The 22,060-nt window shown below is 57.6% G+C and carries 17 protein-coding genes; 4 read left to right on the top strand and 13 right to left on the bottom strand.

The annotated features are described in order from the left end of the window. Positions 1–194 precede the first annotated feature (194 nt). Both GEI7407_RS04770 and GEI7407_RS04765 read right to left on the bottom strand, forming a co-directional pair. Complete coding sequence (locus GEI7407_RS04770) at positions 195–521, bottom strand: DUF2973 domain-containing protein (protein WP_015170998.1); 327 nt, start codon at positions 519–521, stop codon at positions 195–197. Positions 522–745: 224 nt separating this feature from the next. Further along, on the bottom strand, positions 746–1,066 hold the full coding sequence (locus GEI7407_RS04765; RefSeq protein ID WP_015170997.1) for a DUF2605 domain-containing protein: 321 nt from the start codon (positions 1,064–1,066) through the stop codon (positions 746–748). A 213-nt stretch (positions 1,067–1,279) separates the two neighbouring features. Between GEI7407_RS04765 and thrS the strand changes: the two genes are divergently transcribed. Then, positions 1,280–3,121, top strand: coding sequence for a threonine--tRNA ligase (gene thrS / locus GEI7407_RS04760; protein ID WP_015170996.1), 1,842 nt, complete (start codon positions 1,280–1,282; stop codon positions 3,119–3,121). Positions 3,122–3,209: 88 nt separating this feature from the next. Here the strand turns inward: thrS and murI are convergent, their stop codons facing one another. The 5 genes from murI to psbD all read right to left on the bottom strand — a co-directional run bounded on the left by murI (position 3,210) and on the right by psbD (position 11,840). Then, entirely contained in the window at positions 3,210–4,097 is an 888-nt protein-coding gene (murI, locus tag GEI7407_RS04755; RefSeq protein ID WP_396229531.1) for a glutamate racemase, read from the bottom strand. Positions 4,098–4,180: 83 nt separating this feature from the next. After that, positions 4,181–6,010 carry an N-acetylmuramoyl-L-alanine amidase gene (locus tag GEI7407_RS04750; RefSeq protein ID WP_015170994.1) on the bottom strand — a complete coding sequence of 610 codons (1,830 nt, stop codon included), beginning with the start codon at positions 6,008–6,010 and terminating at the stop codon, positions 4,181–4,183. 511 nt (positions 6,011–6,521) lie between these two features. Beyond that, a complete protein-coding gene (gene clpB, locus GEI7407_RS04745) occupies positions 6,522–9,179 on the bottom strand; it encodes an ATP-dependent chaperone ClpB (RefSeq protein WP_015170993.1) in 2,658 nt (885 codons plus the stop codon). A 233-nt stretch (positions 9,180–9,412) separates the two neighbouring features. Further along, complete coding sequence (gene psbC, locus GEI7407_RS04740) at positions 9,413–10,798, bottom strand: photosystem II reaction center protein CP43 (RefSeq protein ID WP_015170992.1); 1,386 nt, start codon at positions 10,796–10,798, stop codon at positions 9,413–9,415. After that, on the bottom strand, positions 10,782–11,840 hold the full coding sequence (gene psbD / locus GEI7407_RS04735; protein ID WP_015170991.1) for a photosystem II D2 protein (photosystem q(a) protein): 1,059 nt from the start codon (positions 11,838–11,840) through the stop codon (positions 10,782–10,784). Before psbD ends, psbC begins: the two co-directional genes overlap by 17 nt. 425 nt (positions 11,841–12,265) lie before the next feature. On the opposite strand from psbD, the gene GEI7407_RS04730 reads away from it, so the two are divergent. The 3 genes from GEI7407_RS04730 to GEI7407_RS04720 all read left to right on the top strand — a co-directional run bounded on the left by GEI7407_RS04730 (position 12,266) and on the right by GEI7407_RS04720 (position 15,075). Continuing rightward, positions 12,266–12,829, top strand: a complete 564-nt coding sequence (locus tag GEI7407_RS04730; RefSeq protein ID WP_015170990.1) for a photosystem I assembly protein Ycf4 — start codon at positions 12,266–12,268, stop codon at positions 12,827–12,829. Positions 12,830–13,077: 248 nt separating this feature from the next. After that, positions 13,078–13,908, top strand: a complete 831-nt coding sequence (locus GEI7407_RS04725) for a peptidylprolyl isomerase (RefSeq protein WP_051030836.1) — start codon at positions 13,078–13,080, stop codon at positions 13,906–13,908. A 30-nt stretch (positions 13,909–13,938) separates the two neighbouring features. Beyond that, positions 13,939–15,075, top strand: a complete 1,137-nt coding sequence (locus GEI7407_RS04720) for a beta-ketoacyl-ACP synthase (RefSeq protein WP_015170988.1) — start codon at positions 13,939–13,941, stop codon at positions 15,073–15,075. A gap of 20 nt (positions 15,076–15,095) precedes the next feature. Here GEI7407_RS04720 and GEI7407_RS04715 read toward each other — a convergent pair whose 3' ends face one another. The 6 genes from GEI7407_RS04715 to GEI7407_RS04685 all read right to left on the bottom strand — a co-directional run bounded on the left by GEI7407_RS04715 (position 15,096) and on the right by GEI7407_RS04685 (position 22,007). Next, positions 15,096–16,088 (bottom strand): glycosyltransferase family 2 protein, encoded by a 993-nt coding sequence (locus GEI7407_RS04715; RefSeq protein ID WP_015170987.1) that lies wholly within the window; start codon positions 16,086–16,088, stop codon positions 15,096–15,098. Positions 16,089–16,217: 129 nt separating this feature from the next. Beyond that, positions 16,218–17,732: a carotenoid oxygenase family protein gene (locus GEI7407_RS04710; protein WP_015170986.1), complete on the bottom strand. Its 1,515-nt coding sequence runs from the start codon at positions 17,730–17,732 to the stop codon at positions 16,218–16,220. Positions 17,733–17,813: 81 nt separating this feature from the next. Beyond that, the gene (locus tag GEI7407_RS04705) at positions 17,814–19,256 is read right to left on the bottom strand and encodes a folate/biopterin family MFS transporter (protein ID WP_015170985.1); all 1,443 of its coding nucleotides are present in this window, start codon (positions 19,254–19,256) and stop codon (positions 17,814–17,816) included. A 237-nt stretch (positions 19,257–19,493) separates the two neighbouring features. Next, on the bottom strand, positions 19,494–20,135 hold the full coding sequence (gene hisB, locus GEI7407_RS04700; RefSeq protein WP_015170984.1) for an imidazoleglycerol-phosphate dehydratase HisB: 642 nt from the start codon (positions 20,133–20,135) through the stop codon (positions 19,494–19,496). 99 nt (positions 20,136–20,234) lie between these two features. After that, positions 20,235–21,011: an enoyl-ACP reductase FabI gene (gene fabI / locus GEI7407_RS04695; protein ID WP_015170983.1), complete on the bottom strand. Its 777-nt coding sequence runs from the start codon at positions 21,009–21,011 to the stop codon at positions 20,235–20,237. A 783-nt stretch (positions 21,012–21,794) separates the two neighbouring features. After that, a complete protein-coding gene (locus GEI7407_RS04685) occupies positions 21,795–22,007 on the bottom strand; it encodes a hypothetical protein (RefSeq protein ID WP_015170980.1) in 213 nt (70 codons plus the stop codon). Positions 22,008–22,060 lie beyond the last annotated feature (53 nt).

Here is a 22,060-nt window from a genome sequence, read left to right as displayed (position 1 = left end):
GAAGTCTCTAGCCCTCAGCCTTGACTTAAAGGCCTAGTGGGCAGGTTGAAGATTCTCACGCCAATTGCGCCTTTGCAGTTCGTACTCTCGGCGAACTTTAGAATCTGCGCATAGTGTGACGCAACAGCAAGGGATTCGATTTCTCCAAGCTCGAAGGAACCCTTGGTTAACCCAAAACCTGGCTGGCGGATAGACTATGCCTCTTCTGGCGTTTCCCCAGTGCTGGGATTGGGGGAAGCATTGTAGAGTGCGTCAAGGCGCTGGCGTGCTTCTTCAACATTGACTGAGCGCATGACCAGCAGGGGCTCTTCAATGAGTTGACCGGTTTCATCCAAAAATTCGGGATGCGGTACGCTGCGGCGCTGGCGATTGAGGCCTTCAGCCGCGTTGACCTGGAAACGGGCTGGGGTCTGCGATCGCTTATTTTCTGACGCGCTCAACATCATCAAATTCCGCACCAAATTGACCACAGCTAAACCAGCCAAAAGGGTGAACGTGAGGATGTAAAGCAGATGTAGCATCGTCGATCGCTCCAGGTCGCTAAGCCTACACAGGGGTGCTCGGTCGGTAGAACCACCATATTCAGGTGCTTAGTGGCTCTTTCCAATATTTTCAGTTTACAAGGACCCTAGGCGGACTAGCGCTTTTCCCAGAGTCTGTTTCCTACGGCTAGATCACTGATCGCTGGCCAAGGCACTAGCAAGTTTAGACTTCTCGCCCACGCCTAGGACGAACTCTTGCGACCCTAGCTTCTCGATTTTTCTGTACGCAAGCGCATTCCAACTTGCCAACACTCGGTCACCAGTTGGTGCCATGGCATGAGGGCTGCCGTTTCAACTCCCACCTGTCCATCTGTCGCATTAAAGAGTGCCTGAGCAGCCATGACTTCCTGCTGTGCTTGGCACACCCGTGCCAGCAGGTCAGCCTGTTGGTCTTGGCTCAAGAACGTAATTTCCTCTGATTCTAAAAGCGATCGCGATCGCCCAAACCAGTACTGAAAATCCTCTAGCAGAGGCAGTAGGACAGTCTTTAGCAGATCGGGTTCTGGCAGATCTGAGCTAAACATTAATTTAAAGCAGATATGAGTCTAACGCTCACTAATCTTAACGCAATTTACTTTTCTTTACAAAAGCACTTCAAAATCCAGTTCATGGGTGTCCATCGTCCCTATCAGCCCTTGCTCTGGCAAATTCCTCGCAAGTCAAGAGGAGAGAGGTCGATAGAATAGAAAAACAAAATCGTTATTCACCCCGCACTAGTTTTTGTAGAAGCGATATCAATGGTTCAGCAGCCAATGCCATCTTCAGAACTTTCCGCCCCCTCCGAAGCAGCCAACGGACAGGTCGAGAAAATCCACTTGCCGCGCACCAGCGAATCCGAAACGCTCAAGCGAATTCGCCACACGGCATCCCACGTCATGGCAATGGCGGTGCAAAAACTCTTCCCCAAAGCCCAGGTCACCATCGGGCCTTGGATTGAACACGGCTTCTATTACGACTTCGATCTGCCAGAACCCTTCACCGAAAAAGACCTTAAATCCATCAAAAAAGAGATGGAAAAAATTATTCGGCGGAAGCTACCGGTCGTGCGAGAAGAAGTTTCGCGCGAAGAAGCCCAGCGCCGAATTACCGCTCTGCAAGAGCCCTACAAGCTGGAAATCCTAGAAGGCCTTCAAGAGCCGATCACTCTCTATCACCTGGGCGAAGAATGGTGGGATCTCTGCGCCGGTCCCCACGTCGAAAATACCAGCGAGCTCAACCCAAAGGCCATTGAGCTGGAGAGTGTTGCTGGCGCTTATTGGCGCGGAGACGCCAACCGAGCGCAGCTTCAGCGCATCTACGGTACTGCCTGGGAAACCACCGAGCAGCTCACCGAGTACAAGCGGCGCAAAGAAGAAGCCCTCAAGCGCGACCACCGCAAGCTGGGTAAAGAACTAGGTCTGTTTATCTTTTCGGATCAGGTGGGTCCTGGCTTGCCGCTGTGGACTCCGAAGGGCACGATTTTGCGATCGACCCTCGAAGATTTTCTGAAGGACGAGCAGATCAAGCGGGGTTACCAACCTGTCGTCACGCCCCACATTGGTCGGGTTGACCTGTTCAAGGCCTCAGGGCACTGGCAGAAGTACAAAGACGACCTGTTCCCCATGATGGGCGAATCTGAGGACGAGGGCTTTGTGCTGAAGGCGATGAACTGCCCCTTCCACGTGCAGATCTACAAGTCCTCTCTGCGCTCCTATCGAGAGCTGCCGATGCGCCTGGCCGAATTTGGCACGGTGTATCGCTATGAGCAGTCGGGAGAACTGGGCGGCCTTACTCGAGTCCGCGGCTTCACTCAAGATGACGCTCACATTTTCGTGACGCCGGAGCAGCTGGACGACGAGTTTCTCAAAGTAGTGGACCTCATCCAGTCCACGCTCAAGGCGCTGCGTCTAGACAAGTCCTTCCGGGCCCGTCTGAGCTTCCGAGATCCGAGTTCAGACAAGTACATCGGTTCGGATGAAATCTGGGAGCGATCGGAGGCCGCAATTCGGCGGGCCGTGGAAACCCTGGGAATGAACTACTTCGAAGGGGTGGGCGAAGCGGCTTTCTATGGGCCGAAGCTCGACTTCATTGTCCAGGATGCTCTGGAGCGGGAATGGCAGCTGGGTACGGTCCAGGTAGACTACAACTTGCCGAACCGATTTGATCTGGAGTATGTGGCCGAAGACGGATCTCGCCAGCGACCGGTGATGATCCACCGGGCACCTTTTGGCTCGCTGGAGCGGCTGATCGGGATTTTGATCGAGGAGTATGCTGGGGACTTCCCGCTGTGGCTGGCCCCGGTTCAGGTCCGCCTGCTGCCGGTGAGCGAGAGCCAGATCGCCTTTGCTCAAGGCGTGGTGAATGAGCTGCGATCGCGCGGCGTGCGGGCTGAGATGGACGCCAGCAATGAGCGCCTCGGCAAGATGATCCGTACAGCCGAGAAGGAGAAGATCCCTGTGATGGCCGTTGTGGGCGCGAAGGAGGTCGAAGCCAATGCTCTGAGCGTGCGCACGCGGGCAAAGGGCGAGCTTGGCAGCATTTCGGCCCCTGAGTTCGTTGAGAAACTGACCCAGGCGATCGCCCAGCGCGAAGAATTCTAGGCAGCTCTCAAACCACTGTGAGCCACGACAAAAAGCAGGGACTGAGAACAAGAGCCTCAGTCCCTGCTTTTTTACAGTTTTGAGGCCATTAGCAAGCCGCAGAGTCCTCGACAGACAAGGGCTGCGGCGACACGGTCGGCAGCTGCACCGTCTCCACAAGCGGCGTGCAGCCGAGCCACTGGATAGAAAGCTGCGCAAATTGCTCAGAGTTACCGCTGACGCCAAAGCGGGTGGGCAGGGGCGCATGGAGGTTGCGCAGTCCCATCAGGTCCAGCTCCTGGGCTGCTGCCGCGACGACGTGCTTGGCCGGGTCTACCAGCTTCACCGATCGCGGCAGGATCTTGCGCAGGACCGGGGCCAAGTGGGGGTAGTGGGTACAGCCGTAGATCAAGGTGTCGATTTCTTGTTCCAGGAGGGGCTGGAGATATTCTTTGGCGATTTCGAGGGTGTAGGGGTCGTGAATCCGATTGTGTTCAATTAGGGGAACAAACTCGGGACAGCCTACCTGCCAGACCTCCGCCGTGGGCTTGACCTCCTGGACGGCTTGGCGGTAGGCATTGCTGGCCGCAGTGGCTGGGGTGGCAATGACCCCAACGCGATCGCCTTCTTGGGCTGCGGCTTTGGCACCCGGCAAAATCAGATCGATGACCGGCAGATCAAATTCGGCCCGCACCACGTCTAGGGCGAGGGCCGCGCTGGTGTTGCAGGCCATGATGACCATCTTGACCTGCTGCTGGGCCATCCAGGTCAGGATTTCTCGCACAAACTGAACAATTTCGGCCCTCGAACGGGTGCCGTAGGGCAGCCGAGCCGTGTCGGCAAAGTACAGGATTGATTCTTGGGGCAGCTGGCGATAGAGCTCCCGCAGCACTGTGAGCCCACCCACTCCGCTATCAAAAACGCCGATGCGCGCCTGATGGGGTTCGCGAGCGGAAACCAGGGACCCGGAACGAAACAACTCCGGCCCGGAAGAAATAGACTTTGGCGATGTGCTCGCCGATGAGCGCAGGGGAGAGTGGGTCACAGGCGTCTCAGGGAATAATTTTCAGGCAATTATACTTAGTAATTCTGCTGAATGTATTGCAGAATTCCACGGGCGATCGCCGCTGCCAGGCGGCTGCGGTATTCCGGACGAGACAAGTTTGCCGCATCCTCGCTGCCCGTAACAAATCCGGTTTCGATCAAAACCGCAGGCATTGAAGTCCGGCGCAGCACGTAGAAGCGGGCCTGACGAACGCCGCGATCGCGCGCGCCAGTCTCTTGGACCATGACGTTGTGGATCGTCCGGGCAAGCCGTTCGCCGCTCGCATAGTAGTAAGTTTCCAGACCATTTACGTCTGGACGACTCATGCTGATGGAGTTGGCGTGGATGCTCACAAACAGCGTGGCGTTGACCCGCTCTGCCAGGGCGACTCGCGGCTCGAGATCGAGATCAATGTTTTCTCGGCGCGTCAAAACGGCCTGTACGCCCTGGCGCTCTAGCAGTGAGGCCACTTCTTTGGAGATTGGGTCAACGATGTCTACTTCGTTCAGACCGTTGATGCCGACAGCGCCGGGATCGGGACCGCCGTGGCCAGGGTCAATCACCACGACAATGCGCCCTCGGGGCGCGGTAGGCAGCGGCTGATTGGGGTTGGTAGAGGCAGTTGGGACGGAGACCGTTGAGCCTCCGGGCGGCGGCGTCACGCCGATCTGCGATCGCTCTAGGGGGACCGACAGCGATCGCTGGCCCGCAGCGCTCAGCTGGCCAATTCGCACCCCCGCCGCTGGCTGGAGCAAAATCGCCACCGTTGTTTCATTTTCTTGGCGCAGGCGAATCCGCAGCAGCGGACTACTAGCGTCAAGAGTGGGTCCTTTGAGATCTTCTGCGAGCTGAGCGGAGGGCAGAGCAATGCGATAGGCGTTGGTTTCTCGGTCCCAGCCGCTGGTGTAGGTCAGCGCTTCGTTGGCTTGGATGACCAGCTGATTGCCTCGCAGATCGACGCCTTCGATGGTAGCTATCTTGGGCTGGGCGGCGGGAGTAGACCCTGTGGAGGGAGGCGTCACCAGAGCAGACGCCGGATTGACCTCCGAGGGCCGGCGATCGCTCACCACCACATTGCCAGTGGGAATAATCACAACGCCACCCAGACTGCTGGCGATCGCCCGGAATTCAGGCGCTTGGCGATCGACCTCTAGAGTGATGCGCGCCGCCTCTTTTTCCTGGGTAACGATCAGCCGATTTACGCCAAAGCGATTAATTGCCATTTCAGACTGGGTGAGCTGAGGCGACACCGTACTGTCTGGCAAATCAATGGTGACCTTGCGGCGATCGCTGCTGCGGCGGACCTTCAGCTCCGGAGCGCGGCCGCTGACCCGCACAAAGAAGCCGTCCGGCGTCACCTGCACTGACTCTAGCTGCGTTGCGCCTGTCGGCGCTGGACGCGGCGCTGGGGACGGCCTCGGAGGCGGCGAAGACGACTGAGCCACGGGCGCAGGCGCCGATCCTGACGCTTCGGCTACCCGTTGCGGCGTCGGCAGATCCACCGTCCACTGCGTTGGCGATATCCCTCGCACCTTCACCTGAGCCGGATCCAGGGTATAGCCCGGGGCCAGCTCGACGACAATTCGGGTGGTTTGGCGATCGAACTGGCCCACGCGCACCGAGCGAATCGCGCCGCTGAGAGACTGATTGACCATCGGCCGTCCCAGGGTCGTTCCGGGCAGATCGAGCACTAGCCGAGTTGGATTCGTAATGAGTTGCGCCTTAGGCTGGACTCCTTCATCGGTTCGAAACTCCAGCCGATTTTGCTGCTCATCAAATCGCCAAGATTGCAGCTTTGCTGCCTCTGCTGGCGACGCTAGTAAGAACATGCCCAAGTAACCGGGCAAAAGCCAGTGCAGTTTCACAGCTATTTCACCTCGTAAGCGTCCTATGGCCGCAGGTTTTACAGAATTTCATCATTACAACATCCCCTGAGCAGCTCCGGTCTAGCAGCATACTTTTGCGCACCAGATCCCAGCCTACAGTGCAAGCTTGCCAAGCAAGCTTGGGGACGGTTGTTTTTCCCTGGTAAGGCTTTGCCATTTTTCGACCATCGCAACGTTCCCTAGCTGGCAGACTGGCACCCATGGAGGCGCGATACTTCTTCGCTATCCTCCGTTCGCAAGCAGTTTGAGAGCTTTAGGGGCGATCGCTTGAACCTCATTTTGACGAGCTCTGCACACAAAGCCCATTAGAGGGGTCAGAGTACACGAAAACGGCTTTCAGGATCAATGGGGGCAACTCCGGAATTCTTAGGCGATCGCCTCCATGTCGAGCTAGTGGCCTGCTTTTTGGCCAATTTCAGCTCCACACGCCAAAAACCTGGAACCTCTTCATTAGTTGAGAATTCCAGGTTTTGGGTATCAGAGGAATATGCTACACCGTCACATCGCTAAGCTCAGCGGGGAATCGCTTGAAGGCGGGACGCTCATTTTCGATATCAACGAAAATGGTGTCGCCTGCCAAAAATTCGCCGCGCAGAATTCTCTTGGCAATCTGGGTTTCCAGCTCTCGCTGGATTGCGCGCTTCAGGGGACGAGCTCCGTAGACCGGGTCGTAGCCCACATCCGCCAGAAAGTCGAGGGCCGCATCGGAGAGCTTGAGAGTCATCTTGCGATCGGCCAAGCGCTCACTGAGTCGGAGGGTTTGCAGACGCACAATTTGGCGAATCTGAGTCTTGTACAGCCGGTGGAAAATGATGATTTCATCAATCCGGTTGAGAAACTCAGGCCGGAAGCTAGAGCGCAGGGCGTCCATTACCCGCGACTTCATTTCTTCGTACTGCAGGGTGTCGTCTTCAGTGCCGCTGGTGGCGCTCACGGCGCTGCTGGGCAGATCCAGGATGTACTGCGAGCCGATGTTGCTCGTCATGATGATGATGGTGTTGGTAAAGTCCACCGTGTGGCCCTGGGCATCGGTGACGCGGCCATCATCGAGGATTTGCAGCATGACGTTGAAGACGTCGGGGTGCGCCTTTTCGATCTCGTCAAACAAGATGACTGAGTAGGGGCGGCGGCGGATGGCCTCGGTGAGCTGGCCGCCTTCGTCATAGCCCACATAGCCCGGCGGTGCGCCGATCAGGCGGGAGACGGTGTGCTTCTCCATGTACTCGGACATGTCGATCCGCACCATAGCGTCTTCGGTGTCAAAGAGGAAGGCGGCAAGGGCTTTGGCCAGCTCGGTTTTGCCGACGCCAGTCGGCCCCAAGAAGATAAAGCTCGCGGTGGGGCGATTGGGGTCGGCTAGGCCAGCGCGCGATCGCTGAATCGCGTCGGCTACCGCCGTCACGGCCTCATCCTGGCCGATCACGCGCTGGTGCAGCTCCTCTTCGAGGTTCAGCAGCTTCTGCATCTCTGACTCGACCAGCTTGCTGACCGGGATGCCCGTCCACTTGGAGATGATTTCGGCAATATCGGCTTCGGTGACCTCTTCTCGCAGCAGGGACTTGCCGCTGGTTTGGGTGTGGGCAAGCTGCTCCTCAGCGACTTTGATTTGGCGCTGCAGCTCAGTGAGCTTGCCGTATTTCAGCTCAGCAGCGCGATTGAGGTCGTAGTCGCGCTCAGCCTGCTGGATTTCGATGTTGACGCGATCGCTCTCTTCCTTGAGCGACTGAATTTGATCAATGACATCTTTTTCAGCCTGCCACTGGCCATTGAGGGTTCTTTGTTCCTCTTTGAGATCGGCCAGTTCCCGCTCGAGACGCTCAAGGCGATCGCGGGAGGCCGGATCACTCTCTTTTTGCAGGGAAAGGCGCTCCATCTCCAGCTGCAAAACCTTGCGGTCTACTTCGTCTAGCTCCTCCGGCTTGGAGGTGATTTCCATTTTGAGCTTAGCCGCCGACTCATCGACTAGGTCAATTGCCTTGTCGGGCAAGAAGCGATCGCTGATGTAGCGCGTCGAGAGCGTCGCCGCCGCCACCAGAGCACTATCAGAAATTTTCACCCCGTGGTGTACTTCGTAGCGCTCCTTGAGGCCCCGCAAAATCGAGATCGTATCTTCCACCGTCGGCTGATCGACATAGACCTGCTGGAAGCGCCGCTCTAGGGCTGCATCTTTCTCGATGTACTTGCGGTACTCGTCGAGGGTCGTAGCGCCAATGCAGCGCAGCTCTCCCCGGGCCAGCATGGGCTTGAGCAGGTTGCCTGCGTCCATGGCGCCTTGAGTCGCCCCAGCCCCCACCACCGTATGAATTTCGTCAATAAATAGAATAATTTGACCGCCGGACTCGGTGACTTCCTTGAGCACTGCCTTGAGGCGCTCCTCAAACTCACCGCGATACTTGGCGCCGGCGATCAGGGCTCCCATATCCAGCGCAATCAGGCGGCGATCGCGCAGCGACTGCGGCACATCTCCGCTCACAATTCGCTGGGCCAAGCCTTCGGCGATCGCCGTTTTGCCCACCCCTGGCTCTCCGATCAGCACTGGATTATTTTTAGTGCGGCGAGACAAGATTTGGATCGTCCGCCGAATTTCATCATCCCGGCCAATCACCGGGTCTAGCTTGCCTTCTCGAGCATAGGCCGTCAAGTCTCGCCCATACTTCTCGAGAGACTGATACTTACCCTCGGGGTTTTGGTCCGTGACCTTTTGGTTACCGCGAATGTCGTTCACAATTTTCCTAAGTGAGGGCTCATCTAGCTTAAATTCTTGACATAGAGCCTTGCCGAAGCGATCGTCCTTGGGATAGCTCAGCAGCAAGTGCTCGACAGAAATATACTCATCACCAAACTCTTTGCGGTGGGCCTCAGCCCGATCGAGCAGCGTATCGAGCGATCGCCCCAGATAAACCGCGTCGCTACTACCCGACACCTTCGGCTGGCGAGCAATAAACTCCTCCGTGCGATCGCGCCAGCGCTGCACCTGGATGCCCGCCTTATTCAAAACACTTGCAACCAGTCCCTCCTGCTCCAGCAGCGCCTTCATCAGGTGCTCACTCTCGATCTGCTGCTGGTGGCCCTGCTTCACCAAGTCAGGGGTCCGGGCGATCGCCTCCCACGCCTTCTCCGTAAACTGATTGGGGTTATTCGGTTGCATAAATTGCGGCCCCTCCAAATCCTAAAAGCATCCATCCCTAGGGCAGACTTCACTGGCCCCTACCAGGCATTGTAGGCAACCACCCATTTTCAACAGGATCGGCGCTCACGCCTCCCTCAGTAGGTATAGCCGCCCCTCCATCAGCTAGCCCCAGAAAGCAAGCGACCCCGATAAACTATCAGGGTCGCTGTCATGTTTAGACCAACTGGTATGAAATTGGCGCTAAATCAAAATTAGTCAAGGTCAGACATCGAGAGCACGGGCTCAGTTTCGCGGTCAATACCCTTCTCGAAACCAGCTGCCGCTGCCCGGGCACGACCCGCATGCCACAGGTGACCCACCAAGAAGAAGAATGCCAGCACAAAGTGCGAGGTAGACAGCCATGCGCGGGGAGACACGAAGTTCACAGAGTTGATCTCCGTTGCCACACCACCCACAGAGTTCAGAGAACCCAGAGGAGCATGGGTCATGTACTCAGCCGCACGGCGAGCTTGCCAGGGCTGAATGTCATTCTTGATCTTGTTGAGATCCAGACCGTTAGGACCACGCAGGGGCTCCAGCCAAGGACCACGGAAGTCCCAGAAGCGCATCGTCTCACCACCGAAGATGATTTCACCGGTCGGAGAGCGCATCAGGTACTTACCCAGACCCGTCGGACCCTGAGCAGAACCAACGTTTGCACCCAGGCGCTGGTCACGAATCAGGAAGGTCAGCGCTTGAGACTGGGAAGCCTCAGCCGCCGTCGGACCAAAGAATTCGCTGGGGTAAACCGTGTTGTTGTACCACACCATCGTGGATGCAATGAAGCCCATCAGGGACAGAGCACCCAAGCTGTAGGACAGATAAGCTTCGCCAGACCAGATGAATGCCCGACGAGCCCAGCCAAAGGGCTTGGTCAGAATGTGCCAAACACCACCCGCAACGCAGATCAGACCGATCCAGATATGGCCACCGACCACATCTTCCAGGTTGTCCACACTGACGATCCAGCCCTCGCCACCAAACGGTGCCTTCAGCAGATAGCCGAAGATCACAGCGGGGTTCAGAGTCGGGTTGGTAATGATGCGGACATCACCGCCACCGGGAGCCCAGGTGTCATAGAGACCACCAAAGGCCATTGCCTTGGCAACCAGCAGGAGCGCACCCAGACCCAGGAGGATCAGGTGAATGCCCAAGATGGTGGTCATCTTGTTCTTGTCCTTCCAGTCATAACCAAAGAAGGACGAATACTCTTCCAGCGTGTCAGGACCGCGAACCGCGTGGTAGATACCACCCAAGCCCAGAACAGCGGAAGAAACGAGGTGCAGCACACCTACGACAAAGTAGGGGAAAGTATCAACAACTTCACCCCCGGGACCAACGCCCCAGCCAAGGGTAGCGAGGTGAGAGAGCAGAATAATTCCTTGCTCATACATCGGCTTCTCAGGCACAAAGTGCGCAACCTCAAACAAGGTCATTGCACCCGTCCAGAAGACGATCAAGCCAGCGTGGGCAACGTGAGCGCCCAGCAGCTTACCAGACAGATTGATTAGGCGGGCGTTTCCAGCCCACCAAGCGAAACCGGAAGATTCTTGGTCGCGGTTACCCGCCACCATAGAAGCATTAGAGAGCGTTACCACGGGGCAGTACCTCCTCAGGGAAAGCAAATCCTTCGTGCGGCTGGTCCTGCGGTGCCAACCAGGCCCGGATACCCTCGTTCAGCAAGATGTTCTTCGTGTAGAACGTCTCGAACTCAGGGTCCTCCGCTGCCCGAATCTCCTGCGAAACAAAGTCGTATGCCCGCAGGTTCAGACCCAAACCAATGATACCCACCGAGCTCATCCACAGGCCCGTCACAGGCACGAACAGCATGAAGAAGTGCAGCCAGCGCTTGTTCGAAAACGCAATCCCGAAGATCTGCGACCAGAAACGGTTCGCCGTCACCATCGAGTACGTCTCTTCTGCCTGCGTCGGGTTGAACGCCCGGAAGGTGTTCGCGTTCTCGCCGTCCTCAAACAGCGTGTTCTCCACCGTCGCTCCGTGGATCGCGCACAGCAGTGCACCCCCCAGAACGCCAGCCACTCCCATCATGTGGAAGGGGTTCAACGTCCAGTTGTGGAAACCTTGGAAGAACAGCAGAAAGCGGAAAATCGCCGCTACACCAAAGCTCGGTGCAAAAAACCAGCCAGACTGACCCAGCGGGTACATCAGAAACACCGACACAAACACTGCAATCGGCGCGCTGAAGGCGATCGCGTTGTACGGACGAATGCCCACCAGTCGAGAAATCTCAAACTGACGCAGCATGAACCCGATCAACCCGAAAGCTCCGTGCAGGGCGACAAAGGTCCACAGACCTCCCAGTTGGCACCAGCGGACAAAGTCCCCTTGGGCCTCAGGTCCCCACAAAAACAGCAGGGAGTGTCCCAGGCTGTTGGGCGGTGTCGACACCGCCACGGTCAAAAAGTTGCATCCTTCCAGGTAGGACGATGCCAACCCGTGGGTGTACCACGAGCTTACGAAGGTGGTCCCCGTCAGCCATCCCCCAACCGCCAAGTAGGCGCAGGGGAACAGCAGCAAACCAGACCACCCAATGAACACAAACCGATCGCGCTTCAGCCAGTCGTCGAGAACGTCAAACCATCCTCGCTGGGCCTGTGCGCGTCCGACTGCTATAGTCATCGGATCAAAACCTCTTGCCTTACTAGAATTGCAAGCTTACAGGTGGTTAATACGTTTATTATGATATTCAATATCAGAATTTTTACAATCCGAAACAAGATTTCAGACGAATTCCAGGCCTTTTCAAACTCCCTTCAGTGGTGTGACAACCTGAGCCGATCTCCAAGCAGAGGCCCTCAACAACCTCCTGTTCCGCTCGCAGTTTCATCCTTGCGCACACCAATCCAATCCATTAATTTTCAGTTGTGAAATGAGAGGATGAAACTTTTTATTAAGTTTTCTTGCAATAAATCAAAACGTGCGATAGACGCAGCAAGGTTTCACTTTGCTCATCCTGCAACGTCGATGGTTCGCCGTCCTTGTCCATCATCCTCTAATATTTGTAGGTTTGGTCTTGATAATTTCCCATTGTGTTGAGCAAGCCCATGAGTGCGCAAACCGCGACCAATAAAAAACTTCTAAGACAAGAAATAACGGGTTCACGTCGCTTTAGCAATTATTTCTGGGCCACGGTCATTTCAATGGGGGCAACGGGCTTCCTATTGGCTGGGCTATCGAGCTATTTTCAGGTCAACCTGCTCCCCTTTGCCGATCCAACTGAGCTAATTTTCGTTCCTCAGGGTCTGGTGATGGGACTCTACGGCACCGCTGGTATCCTGCTGGCGACCTATCTATGGCTGGTTATCCTGTGGGATGTGGGCGGTGGCTTCAATGAGTTCAATCGCGAAACCGGTACTGTCAAAATCTTTCGGTGGGGATTTCCAGGTAAGGATCGGCGGGTCGACCTGAACTACAAACAGCAGGACGTGCAAGCTGTGCGGGTGGAAATCAAGGAGGGGCTCAACCCCAAACGAGCAATTTATCTGCGCATCAAGGGCAAAGGTGAGATTCCGCTGACCCGGGTTGGGCAGCCGGTGGCACTGGCACAGCTCGAAACCCAGGGCGCTGAGCTTGCCCGCTTTCTGGAAGTTCCTCTGGAAGGTCTCTAGGTCCGATCAGCTCGTTTCTGGACTGTGAAAACTGTCTTTCTCAGCGAGTTTAGGAACGCTTGGGAACACTGGGGCGATCGCTCTAGGTGTAGGAATTTGTAGCGCTAAAGGGCAGTCAAAAATTCTTGGCACATCGACAAAACCTATATTTTGCAAGGGTTTCAACGCACTTCACCAGAGTCAAACTGGTCGGTGCGCGGATATGGCATATGATGATGTTCGGCTTTGACTGGGTAGGTAAGCAGAAGATGCACGCACGTTTTCAGCAATGGTTAATCTCCTTTGTCGTTCTCGGGACGCTGGTGCTTTCAGGATGCTCTGCTCAGCAGGCGGCTACGCCTCCCGACGCTTCGGCCAGTGCTTCGGCAACGACGCCTGCTGCCAGTACGCTTCCGCCCCGAGCATCGGCAGAGTTGGCGGCCCTGCCTCGACTCAATGGCAAAGCAACGGTCACGATGACGGTGAAAGGTTCGCCGATTGTGATTGAGGTGGATGGCACCAATGCACCGATTACGGCGGGTAACTTTGTAGATTTGGTGCGGCGAGGCGTTTACGACGGGTTGGTGTTTCACCGGGTCGTGCGTGATCCGGAGCCTTTTGTGGTGCAAGGGGGCGACCCCCAAAGTAAGGACCCCAATTTCCCACCCGCTGGCCTGGGAACCGGAAGTTTTGTGGATCCAGAAACGCAGGAAACTCGCTACATTCCGCTAGAAATCGTGCCCCAGGGCACGAATCAGCCAATCTATGGCAAGACGCTGGAGGAAGCGGGAAATGTCTCTAAGGTGCCTAAGCTGAAGCATCGTCGGGGGGCAGTGGCAATGGCGCGCTCTTCGGCTCCCAACTCGGCGTCTGCGCAGTTCTATTTCGCGCTGGCAGATTTGCAGTTTTTGGACGGGAACTATGCGGTGTTCGGCTATGTGACCCAGGGCATGGATGTGGTGGACAAGATCCAGCAGGGCGATCGCATTGAGTCGGCTGAGGTCACCAGCGGCCTGGACAATCTCAAGCAGCCTGCGGGCCAGGCACAGTCCAGTTCCAGTCCTTCTCCGGCCGGGGCGGCTAGCGATAGCCAGCCCTGACGCTTGGGTGTTGCTGGGCACTAGGGACTTGTGACGGTTGTTGTTTCTGGCATTGGCCTGGTGTCCAGTCTGGGAAATCGACGGAGCACCTGGCAGCGAGTTTTGGCAGGGGAATCGGGGTTGCGCTTGATTCAGCCTTTTGCGGAGCTGCCTAGCCGGCCTTTGGGGCTTTGGCGATCGCAGCCTAGCGTCCTCGAAGCGGCTCTGGGCGAAGGTATCCAGGAAGCGGTAGAAGATGCGGGCTTGGCGCTGCCGCTGAGGTCGCTGGGGGTCGTGATCGGCTCAAGTCGCAGCTATCAGGGAGCGTGGGAGCAATTCGCGGAGGCGTTCCAGAGGCGATCGCACGCTCCCGGGGGCGCAGCGTGGCTGGCGTCTTTGCCGCAGTCAGTGGCGATCGCCGCTGCTCGGCAGGTCGGCAGTCAGGGTCCAGTGTTCTCGCCCATGGCTGCTTGCGCTACGGGGGCTTGGGCGATCGCCCAGGGGATGATGCTGATTGAATCCGGTCAGTGCGAGCAGGTGCTGGCAGGGGCGATCGATATGCCGATCACGCCTTTGACGCTGACGGGCTTTCAGCGGATGGGGGCTTTGGCGACAGAGACTTCTCGGCCCTTCGATCGCGATCGCGACGGCCTTGCGCTGGGAGAGGGCGCGGCGTTTTTGGTGCTGGAGCGGGCCGCGATCGCCCGTCAGCGAGGCGCCAAAATCTACGGGCGGGTGCTCGGAGCAGGGCTAACAGCCGACGCTCACCACGTCAGCGCCCCCGACCCCCACAGAGCCGGGGCCAAGGCGGCGGTCGAGCAGTGCTTGCGTCGCAGCGGCCTGACCAGCGCCGCCATTCACTACATTCACGCCCACGGCACCGGCACGCGCCTCAACGACCAGCAGGAGGCGGATCTGATTCAGACGCTGTTCCCTTTTGGGCCAGCAGTCAGCTCCACAAAAGGGGCCACCGGCCATACGCTGGGAGCCTCTGGAGCCCTGGGGGCGGCTTTTTGCTTGCTGGCCCTAGGGCATCAGGAACTACCGCCCTGCACGGGGCTGCAAACTCCAAACTTTGATCTCAACCTAGTGCGCACCCGCCAGCCCGCCACCGGCGAGTACTGCCTGAGTTTCAGCTTTGGCTTTGGCGGCCAAAACGCGGTTCTAGCGTTTGGGGCGGGCGACTAGGGACACGCCACACTAGCAGATTATTCGCCATTGCCGGAGCCGAGCGCCGCCGCAGGCCCCGGAGAAGAGGGCAACAAGGGAATCTGCTGGATGGTTTGGGCAGATTTGGCGGCGGCTTTGGCGCCACCGGCTCGGGCCTGCAAAAGCAGCTGCCACGCTGGCCAGGAGGCGATCGCCGGTCCCATGAGGGCGATCGCCGGTCCCAATTGGCGCTGCTTGAGGGCAACCAGGGACCAGTGCAGCCGGAGGTAGTTGTGAATAGCCGCAAAGGGCGGGACCTGCTGGCGATGTTTATCGCTCACCGCCTGATAAATTTTTTGCTTCATCAGCAGGTTGGTCTCAAAGCGCTTTTGCACTGGGAACCGGCGATTGTAGGCCTGGGGCCACACGGTGCGGTAGGCCAGGCAGCGATTGAGGAAAATCGCATCCCCATACTGCGCAATGCGAATCCACGAGTCGATGTCATCGCAGTTTGTGTCAAGACTGGAGTCCCAGCCGCCCGACTGCAAGAAGGCATCCCGGCGAAAGGCCACCTGTGCGGGCGTGCCGAAGGGCAGCCACTCCAGCAGCATGCCGTAGTGAATGTCTTCCTGGGGCACATAAAAGCTATCGCGGGTGCCAACGCGGCGAGTGCGGCTCAGCTCAACTTCTTGCTCGTTGACCTGGGCTGCCTGGCAGGAACAAATGACCGCCTCGGGGCGCTGGGCGATCGCCGCCAGCATTCCCTCAAGGCAGTCCGGAGCCAGATAGTCATCATCATCGAGGGGCTTGATCCAGTCCCCTGAGGCTTTTTGAACCCCCAAATTTACGGCGGCAGAGTGGCCCTGATTGGTGGCGTTGCGGTGGTACAGAACACGATCGCCCAGGCTGCGCACGTAGGCCTCCGTGTCGTCCGAGGAGCAGTCATCGATGACAATCACTTCGCAGGGCACCGTTTGAGCAAGCGAAGAGGCGATCGCCCGCCGCAGCAGAGAAAGGCGATTGTACGTCGTGATGACAATACTAAATTTCATAGTGTCTTCGCGCGTCCCAGGAGCTCGTGCCTAGTTCTACCGCAGAGCTTAACAGACCTTGACAGTCAGTTGCCGCCCTTTTCGGCAGGAAATCAGCGGGCGATCGCCCGCTGACAAAGCTTCTGAGGCTCAAGCTCCCGCAGACAAAGGCGCAGGACCAAAATACTCCGGCACAAACGTCCCGTGGAGGCCGTAGGGCACATGGTGCTTGAGGCGCAGACGGGCGATCGGCCCCGCCGAGACCTGCTGAGCGTCCAAAATTACCAGCTCCGAGCAATGGTTGGCGCTGTCATAGACCATGGAGAGCAGCCAGCCGTCATCTTCCGACTGAGAAGAAGGCTTGGGCACAAAGATCGGCTCACTGATAAATCCCTTGGGCGCCGCACTCCAAAACTGGCGATCGCCCCCCGCCAAATCCAGCTTCAAAATTCCCTGGAGCGGCCCATTTCCCGTCGGCTCATGGGCTGCCCCCACATACACGTATCGGTAGGGTCGACCCACATAGTCCGGGTGCATCGTCGGGAACTCGCAGCTTTGGACCTCTAGGCGCTCCGAGGTCACAGCCCCGGCCCGCAGGTCCAGCTTGAAGCGCCACAGCTGCCCCGGATCGAGCGCCGCGAAGTTCACCTCCCGAAAGTCCACCCCCGACTCCACCGTCGGCAATGAGTCGTAGCACACCGAGTCCACCACCAGCCCCTCCTCCGTTTCGAAGGCATTGGCGTGGTGGAAGACAAACCCCGAGCGAGCCTCCAAGACCTGCATCGGCGCTTCCGGACGTCGCGGAATCACCAGCATCCGCGTCGGTTTATCCGGCTGAAACTTCACCGCTTCGCCCGCTCCCTGCAATCCCACCAAGAAGGGCAGCGGATTAAAGGAAACCGGATTTTGGAAAAAGATGCAGTAGTTGGGCGTGATCGCAAAGTCGTGAATGAAGGCAAACCCCGGCACCGATCGCGACTGCTGGCGCACCAGGCTGCCGTCAGGGGCAAACTCAAAGACCTGAATTTTGGTCGATAGCCCCGGCTTAATGGAGAAGTTGACCAAGCAGGGCGCCCCGCTCGTGATGTCAGCGCTAGGGTCAAAGCGCGGGTGGGCCGCAAAGCCGTCTCCTGGCTGCAAGAGCCCATCCAGGCGATCGAGTCCTTGGGTTTCCAGGGTCCACGGGTCCAGGCGATGGGGCTCGGCGGCCTCCCAGAGGGCCAGCAGCTTGCCGCCCCAATAAATCACCTGGGTGTTGGCAATATTTTTGAGGCGGGTGTCAAAGGCATTGGCCAGGATACCGCCCGGCTTTGGGGTGCCGAAGACGCCGCGATACAGAAACCGCTCAGCCTGCTGCTCCTCAACAAAGCCCTGGGTGCGGACAAACCGATTTTGGAAGTAGGCCCGTCCGCCCGAAAAGGCGATCGCGCAGATCATGCCATCGCCATCAAAGGGATGCTGCACCGACTGCCCACCGCGATCGAACAGCGCCGGCCCGTTGCGAAACAGCGTCCCCTGAAGCGTCTCAGGAATCTTTCCCTCTATCGAGTCAATCCAGTAGGCCGACTCCTGACGCAGAGATTCGTAGCCTCGCTGCCAGTCTCGACGCTGGAATGCAGGCCCTTGAGGTCCAGTCTTAGATTGAGAAGCTTGAGCGTTTTGCATAGCAGGCGATCGCAGGTTCAGAACAGTTCACAAACAAAGCAGAATTCGTTTTCACCCCAGATAGCGGGCATTTTTGCCGCTCTAGTCCACCGGCTCTTCCAGCGGCTCCGATCGCAGCCTCCCTGGCACCAGGCTCGACAGCGCCGGCACCTCCGGCTGCTCCGCCTCGCTCAAAGCTGCGGGTGCCGGCACTGTCGGCGCTTCCACCACCGGCACATCCTGAGACGCCCCTTCCGGGAGCCACCCCAGCAAAGGCAAGGGCAGCAGAGTGCTGAGATTGGTCAGGGTCACCAGGAGCCAAAGCTTGTCGAAGTTGGTCTCCGTCACGCCCAGCCAGTGGGTCAAGATCGCCCCAAATTCCTGGGACAGCAGGCCTGCTAGGTTCCACAGCGACATCAGCAGGGCAAAGAGTGTCGCCTCGACCCCCGGCGGACAGAGACGCGCCGACAGCACCAAAATGGGCATGTAGGCGATCTGGCCCATCACCGTCAAAATCAAGCTATCTCCCAGACTGAACCAGTGATCGTCAATGCCGAGGCTGCGGTTGGCGTGGGTGACCAATAGCAGGGTGGTCAGGCCCAGCAGCATTGAAATCACGGTCGTCCAGCCCAGGATGACGCGGATCGGAATCGCCTTGAGGAATCGCTGGAACAGCCAAATTCCCAGCAGCGATGCCACGCTGGTCACCAAGCGGACCCGACCCAGAAACTCTGCATCAAAGCCCAGTTCATTGGTGGTGAAGAAGAAAAAAGCGGAGTCAGCGGTCGGCGTCGCCTGCCAAAGAAAAATGAAAGCCGTAGGCAGCCAAATGGACTTTTGAGAAATGGCTCCCCACAGTTGCTGCACCTGGGTAGTGACGCCCGACCAGTCCGAGCCACGCTCTACCCGAGTTTCGCTAATCAGCCAGGCCACTCCAGACACGACCAGGGGAAAGGAGGAGGTAATCAGGAAAACGACCTGAACGCTGAAGTGCTGGAGCAGGAAGCCACTCAGGTAAGCGGTGAGAATGCCGCCCACCGCCGAGGCACCCCAGCAAACCGACTGTAGCGATCCGGCTTCGCTCGCCGACTCCGATCGAGCCCGCTCGACTACCAGCGAATCGACGATCACGTCGCTAACGGCCACCGACAGCGAGCTCAGGGCGATCGCCACGGTTGCTGTCAGAGCGCTATCGACCACCGTCGCCAAAGCGACCCAGGACAGCGTCCCCAACAGTCCCGACAGCACCAAATAGGGCCGCCGCCGATAGCCAAAAATTGGCAATCCATCCGAGAGAAAGCCAAACAGCGGCTTCACGACCCAGGGAATCGCCGCAATTCCCATCAGCGCCGAGACCTGGGCCGGCGTCAGACCCAAGTCGTCTTTCAAGAAGAAGCTCACGGCCAGTCGAGCCAACCCCAAAATCCCCTGGACAAAGTAGACCAAGAGAATGGCGACCAGCTCGGGACTGGGCTCATTGCCAAACAAGACTTTCTCTTTGAAGGACGCTTGAATTTTCTTAATGCTGCCGGGAGAAAGAAGCATCGAAATGTAAAGAAATGTCAATTCTTACCATCATAACCGCCGACTCCCGAGGTCGCAGCCCTCGAAGGGTTGAGAGCTGGCCCCAGAAAGGCGATCGCCTCTTTTATGCCCCCCATGCAGCACTACATGGCTCGCTGCAAGAAAGGCCCAAAAAAATGGGGGCGATCGCCCCCAAGTCCAGCCGTTCAGGCAGTATTCGCTGTTGCGCCTCACCGCGAGCCCCTTGGGCTCGGCGTCCTACAGGACCCCCTTAGAACTGGGAATCGTGTTGGCGCGGCGCGGATCGACCTCGGCTGCCATCCGCAGCGATCGCGCAAAGGCCTTAAAAGTCGCCTCGATAATGTGGTGAGAATTAATGCCGTCTAGCTGGCGAATGTGCAGCGTCATCTGGGCGTGATTCACCAGCGCCACAAAGAACTCCCGCACCAGCTGGGTATCGTAGGTCCCCACGCGCTGGGTCGGAATCTCCAGGCCATAGCCCAAATGCGGGCGTCCCGAAAAATCCAGCGCCACCTGCACCAAAGCCTCATCGAGGGGCGCCACAAAGTGGCCAAAGCGATAGATGCCCTTGCGATCGCCCAAGGCCTGAGCCAGCGCCTGACCCAGCGTAATTCCCACATCTTCGTTGGTGTGGTGATCGTCGATTTCGATATCGCCCACCGCGCGCACCTCCAGATCCACCAAGCCGTGGGACGCAATCTGGTGCAGCATGTGGTCTAGAAACGGAATTCCCGTATTCGCGCTACAGCGGCCCGTTCCGTCCAGATTGATCGTCACCTGGACATCGGTTTCGCCCGTCTTGCGGCTGACCGACGCAATGCGCTCTGTCACCAACCCGCTCAAACTTTGGGAAGGAACCTGGGATTCACGTGTCTGCATAGGAATTTTCGAAGAAAAAATGATCTCGCCCAAGGCGATCGCTCTGAGAATCGCAGCGGGCGATCGTTCTTTTCATTATCGATCGCCCTGCCAGAGACACTACATGCCCATCATTTCGTAGCCCGCATCCACATACAGCACCTGGCCCGTGATGCCGCTCGCCAAGTCGCTGCACAGGAACGCCGCTGCATTCCCCACTTCCAGCTGCGTCACCGTCCGGCGCAGAGGAGCCACCTCTTCCACGTGGTGGATCATGTCCAAAATGCCGCCCACTGCCGAAGACGCCAAGGTCCGGATCGGACCGGCCGAAATCGCGTTCACCCGCACCGCCTGGGGACCAAACTCCGACGCCAAGTAGCGCACGCTAGACTCCAGCGCCGCCTTGGCCACGCCCATCACGTTGTAGTTGGGCACCACGCGGACACTGCCCAGGTAGGTCAGCGTGATGATGCTGCCACCGCTGCGCAGCATCGGCTTTGCCGCCGCTGCGAGGCGCGTCAGGGAGTAGGCGCTAATGTCCAGCGCCCGCGCAAATCCTTCGCGAGAGGTGCCGCTAAAGTCGCCCGTCAGCTCATCTTTGCCCGCAAACGCCAGACAGTGAACCAAGATATCAAACTCGCCCCACTGCTCCTTCACCATTTGGAAGCAGCTGTCAATTTGAGCATCATCTTGGACATTGCAAGGCACAAAGATACTGGGATTGAGGGGCTCCACCAGCTCCTGCACCTTCTTTTCGGTGCGGCCCTTGTCGTCGGGCAAGTAGGTAATCCCCAGTGTGGCCCCAGCCTGATGAAGCTGCTGCGCAATCCCCCATGCAATGGAGCGATTGTTGGCAATACCCGTAACTAAAGCCTTTTTCCCAGTTAGATCTAGCATGAGTCTCTATGCGAACAAGCCAATAACGAGAATACTGGATGGCGGAACCGAAAAATTGGCCCCAGGCCAGAAACAGTAAAGAGGCTGCTCAGCGGGAGAATCCCACCCAGCAGCCTCTCATTTTTGGCTATTTGGCCCGCGGCAGCGATCGCAGCAGACCCATGCCCTATCCCTGAGGGCGACGCCACGTTCGAGCACGCTGCACCAAGGCCAACAGCACATACACCGTCAGCAGATACACCGTGGCCAGGGCAGGAATCAGGAGCGGAATGTCGCGGTAAGTCATGGCAAGATCCGGTTGCAGCAAATAGAGGAGCAAAGGATTCCAAATCGAATGGCAGGCAGACATTTTGCAAATCGCCATGAATTGCAAACACCTACTTTGCTGCACCAAATACCCACTGAAACCGCTGCGATCGCTCGGCAAGTGCGTGGCTCAATCCAGGCTCACAACGCCAGTCACCTCATGCCGAAGCAATCGGTTCGCTGCAAACTGCAATCAAACGAGAACCCCGTGGTTTTCGCTGATCAAGGCATGGATGCTTACCACCAGCACACTCGCTTTAGAAGCGCGGTTCTGGGTAATTAGCTATTGAATTGATGATGAAATCCTTAATGTTAAGGCTAACACAGCATCTCCCTTCGCAGAAGACTCAGGAAGGGTGAGTTTGAACATTTTTTACAAAATTACACTTTCGCCCAAATCCTTGTCCCTCAAGGGGTTTATTTTTTGTTGAGAGCTCAAAAATCACTCCGCGGCCTGATTTAGCCCCCATCCCGTTTTCAAAATCTGTTTTTTGTGTTTGTTGATACAGTTTTTGAACCAATCTTGGCTAGTTTCAGGGCGATCGCCCCAGGCTCCATGGCCGCGACGGGGCGATCGAGCAGGCCGAGGAAGTCCCCCAAAACGCGATCGGGCTCCAAGCCGCTCAAAATGCGATCGCCCTCAAAGCACCGCAAACCAGACTTTTTAAGCCAGAGGGACAAGAAAACCATCGGATTTGTTTCACAACCCAAGGGCTTGACTTAGAATGTGTATAAGATATGTA

The organism is Geitlerinema sp. PCC 7407 (assembly GCF_000317045.1).
GTDB lineage: Bacteria > Cyanobacteriota > Cyanobacteriia > PCC-7407 > PCC-7407 > PCC-7407.
Note: the sequence above shows the minus strand (reverse complement) of the source record. Positions and strands in the feature narration are given on the sequence as shown.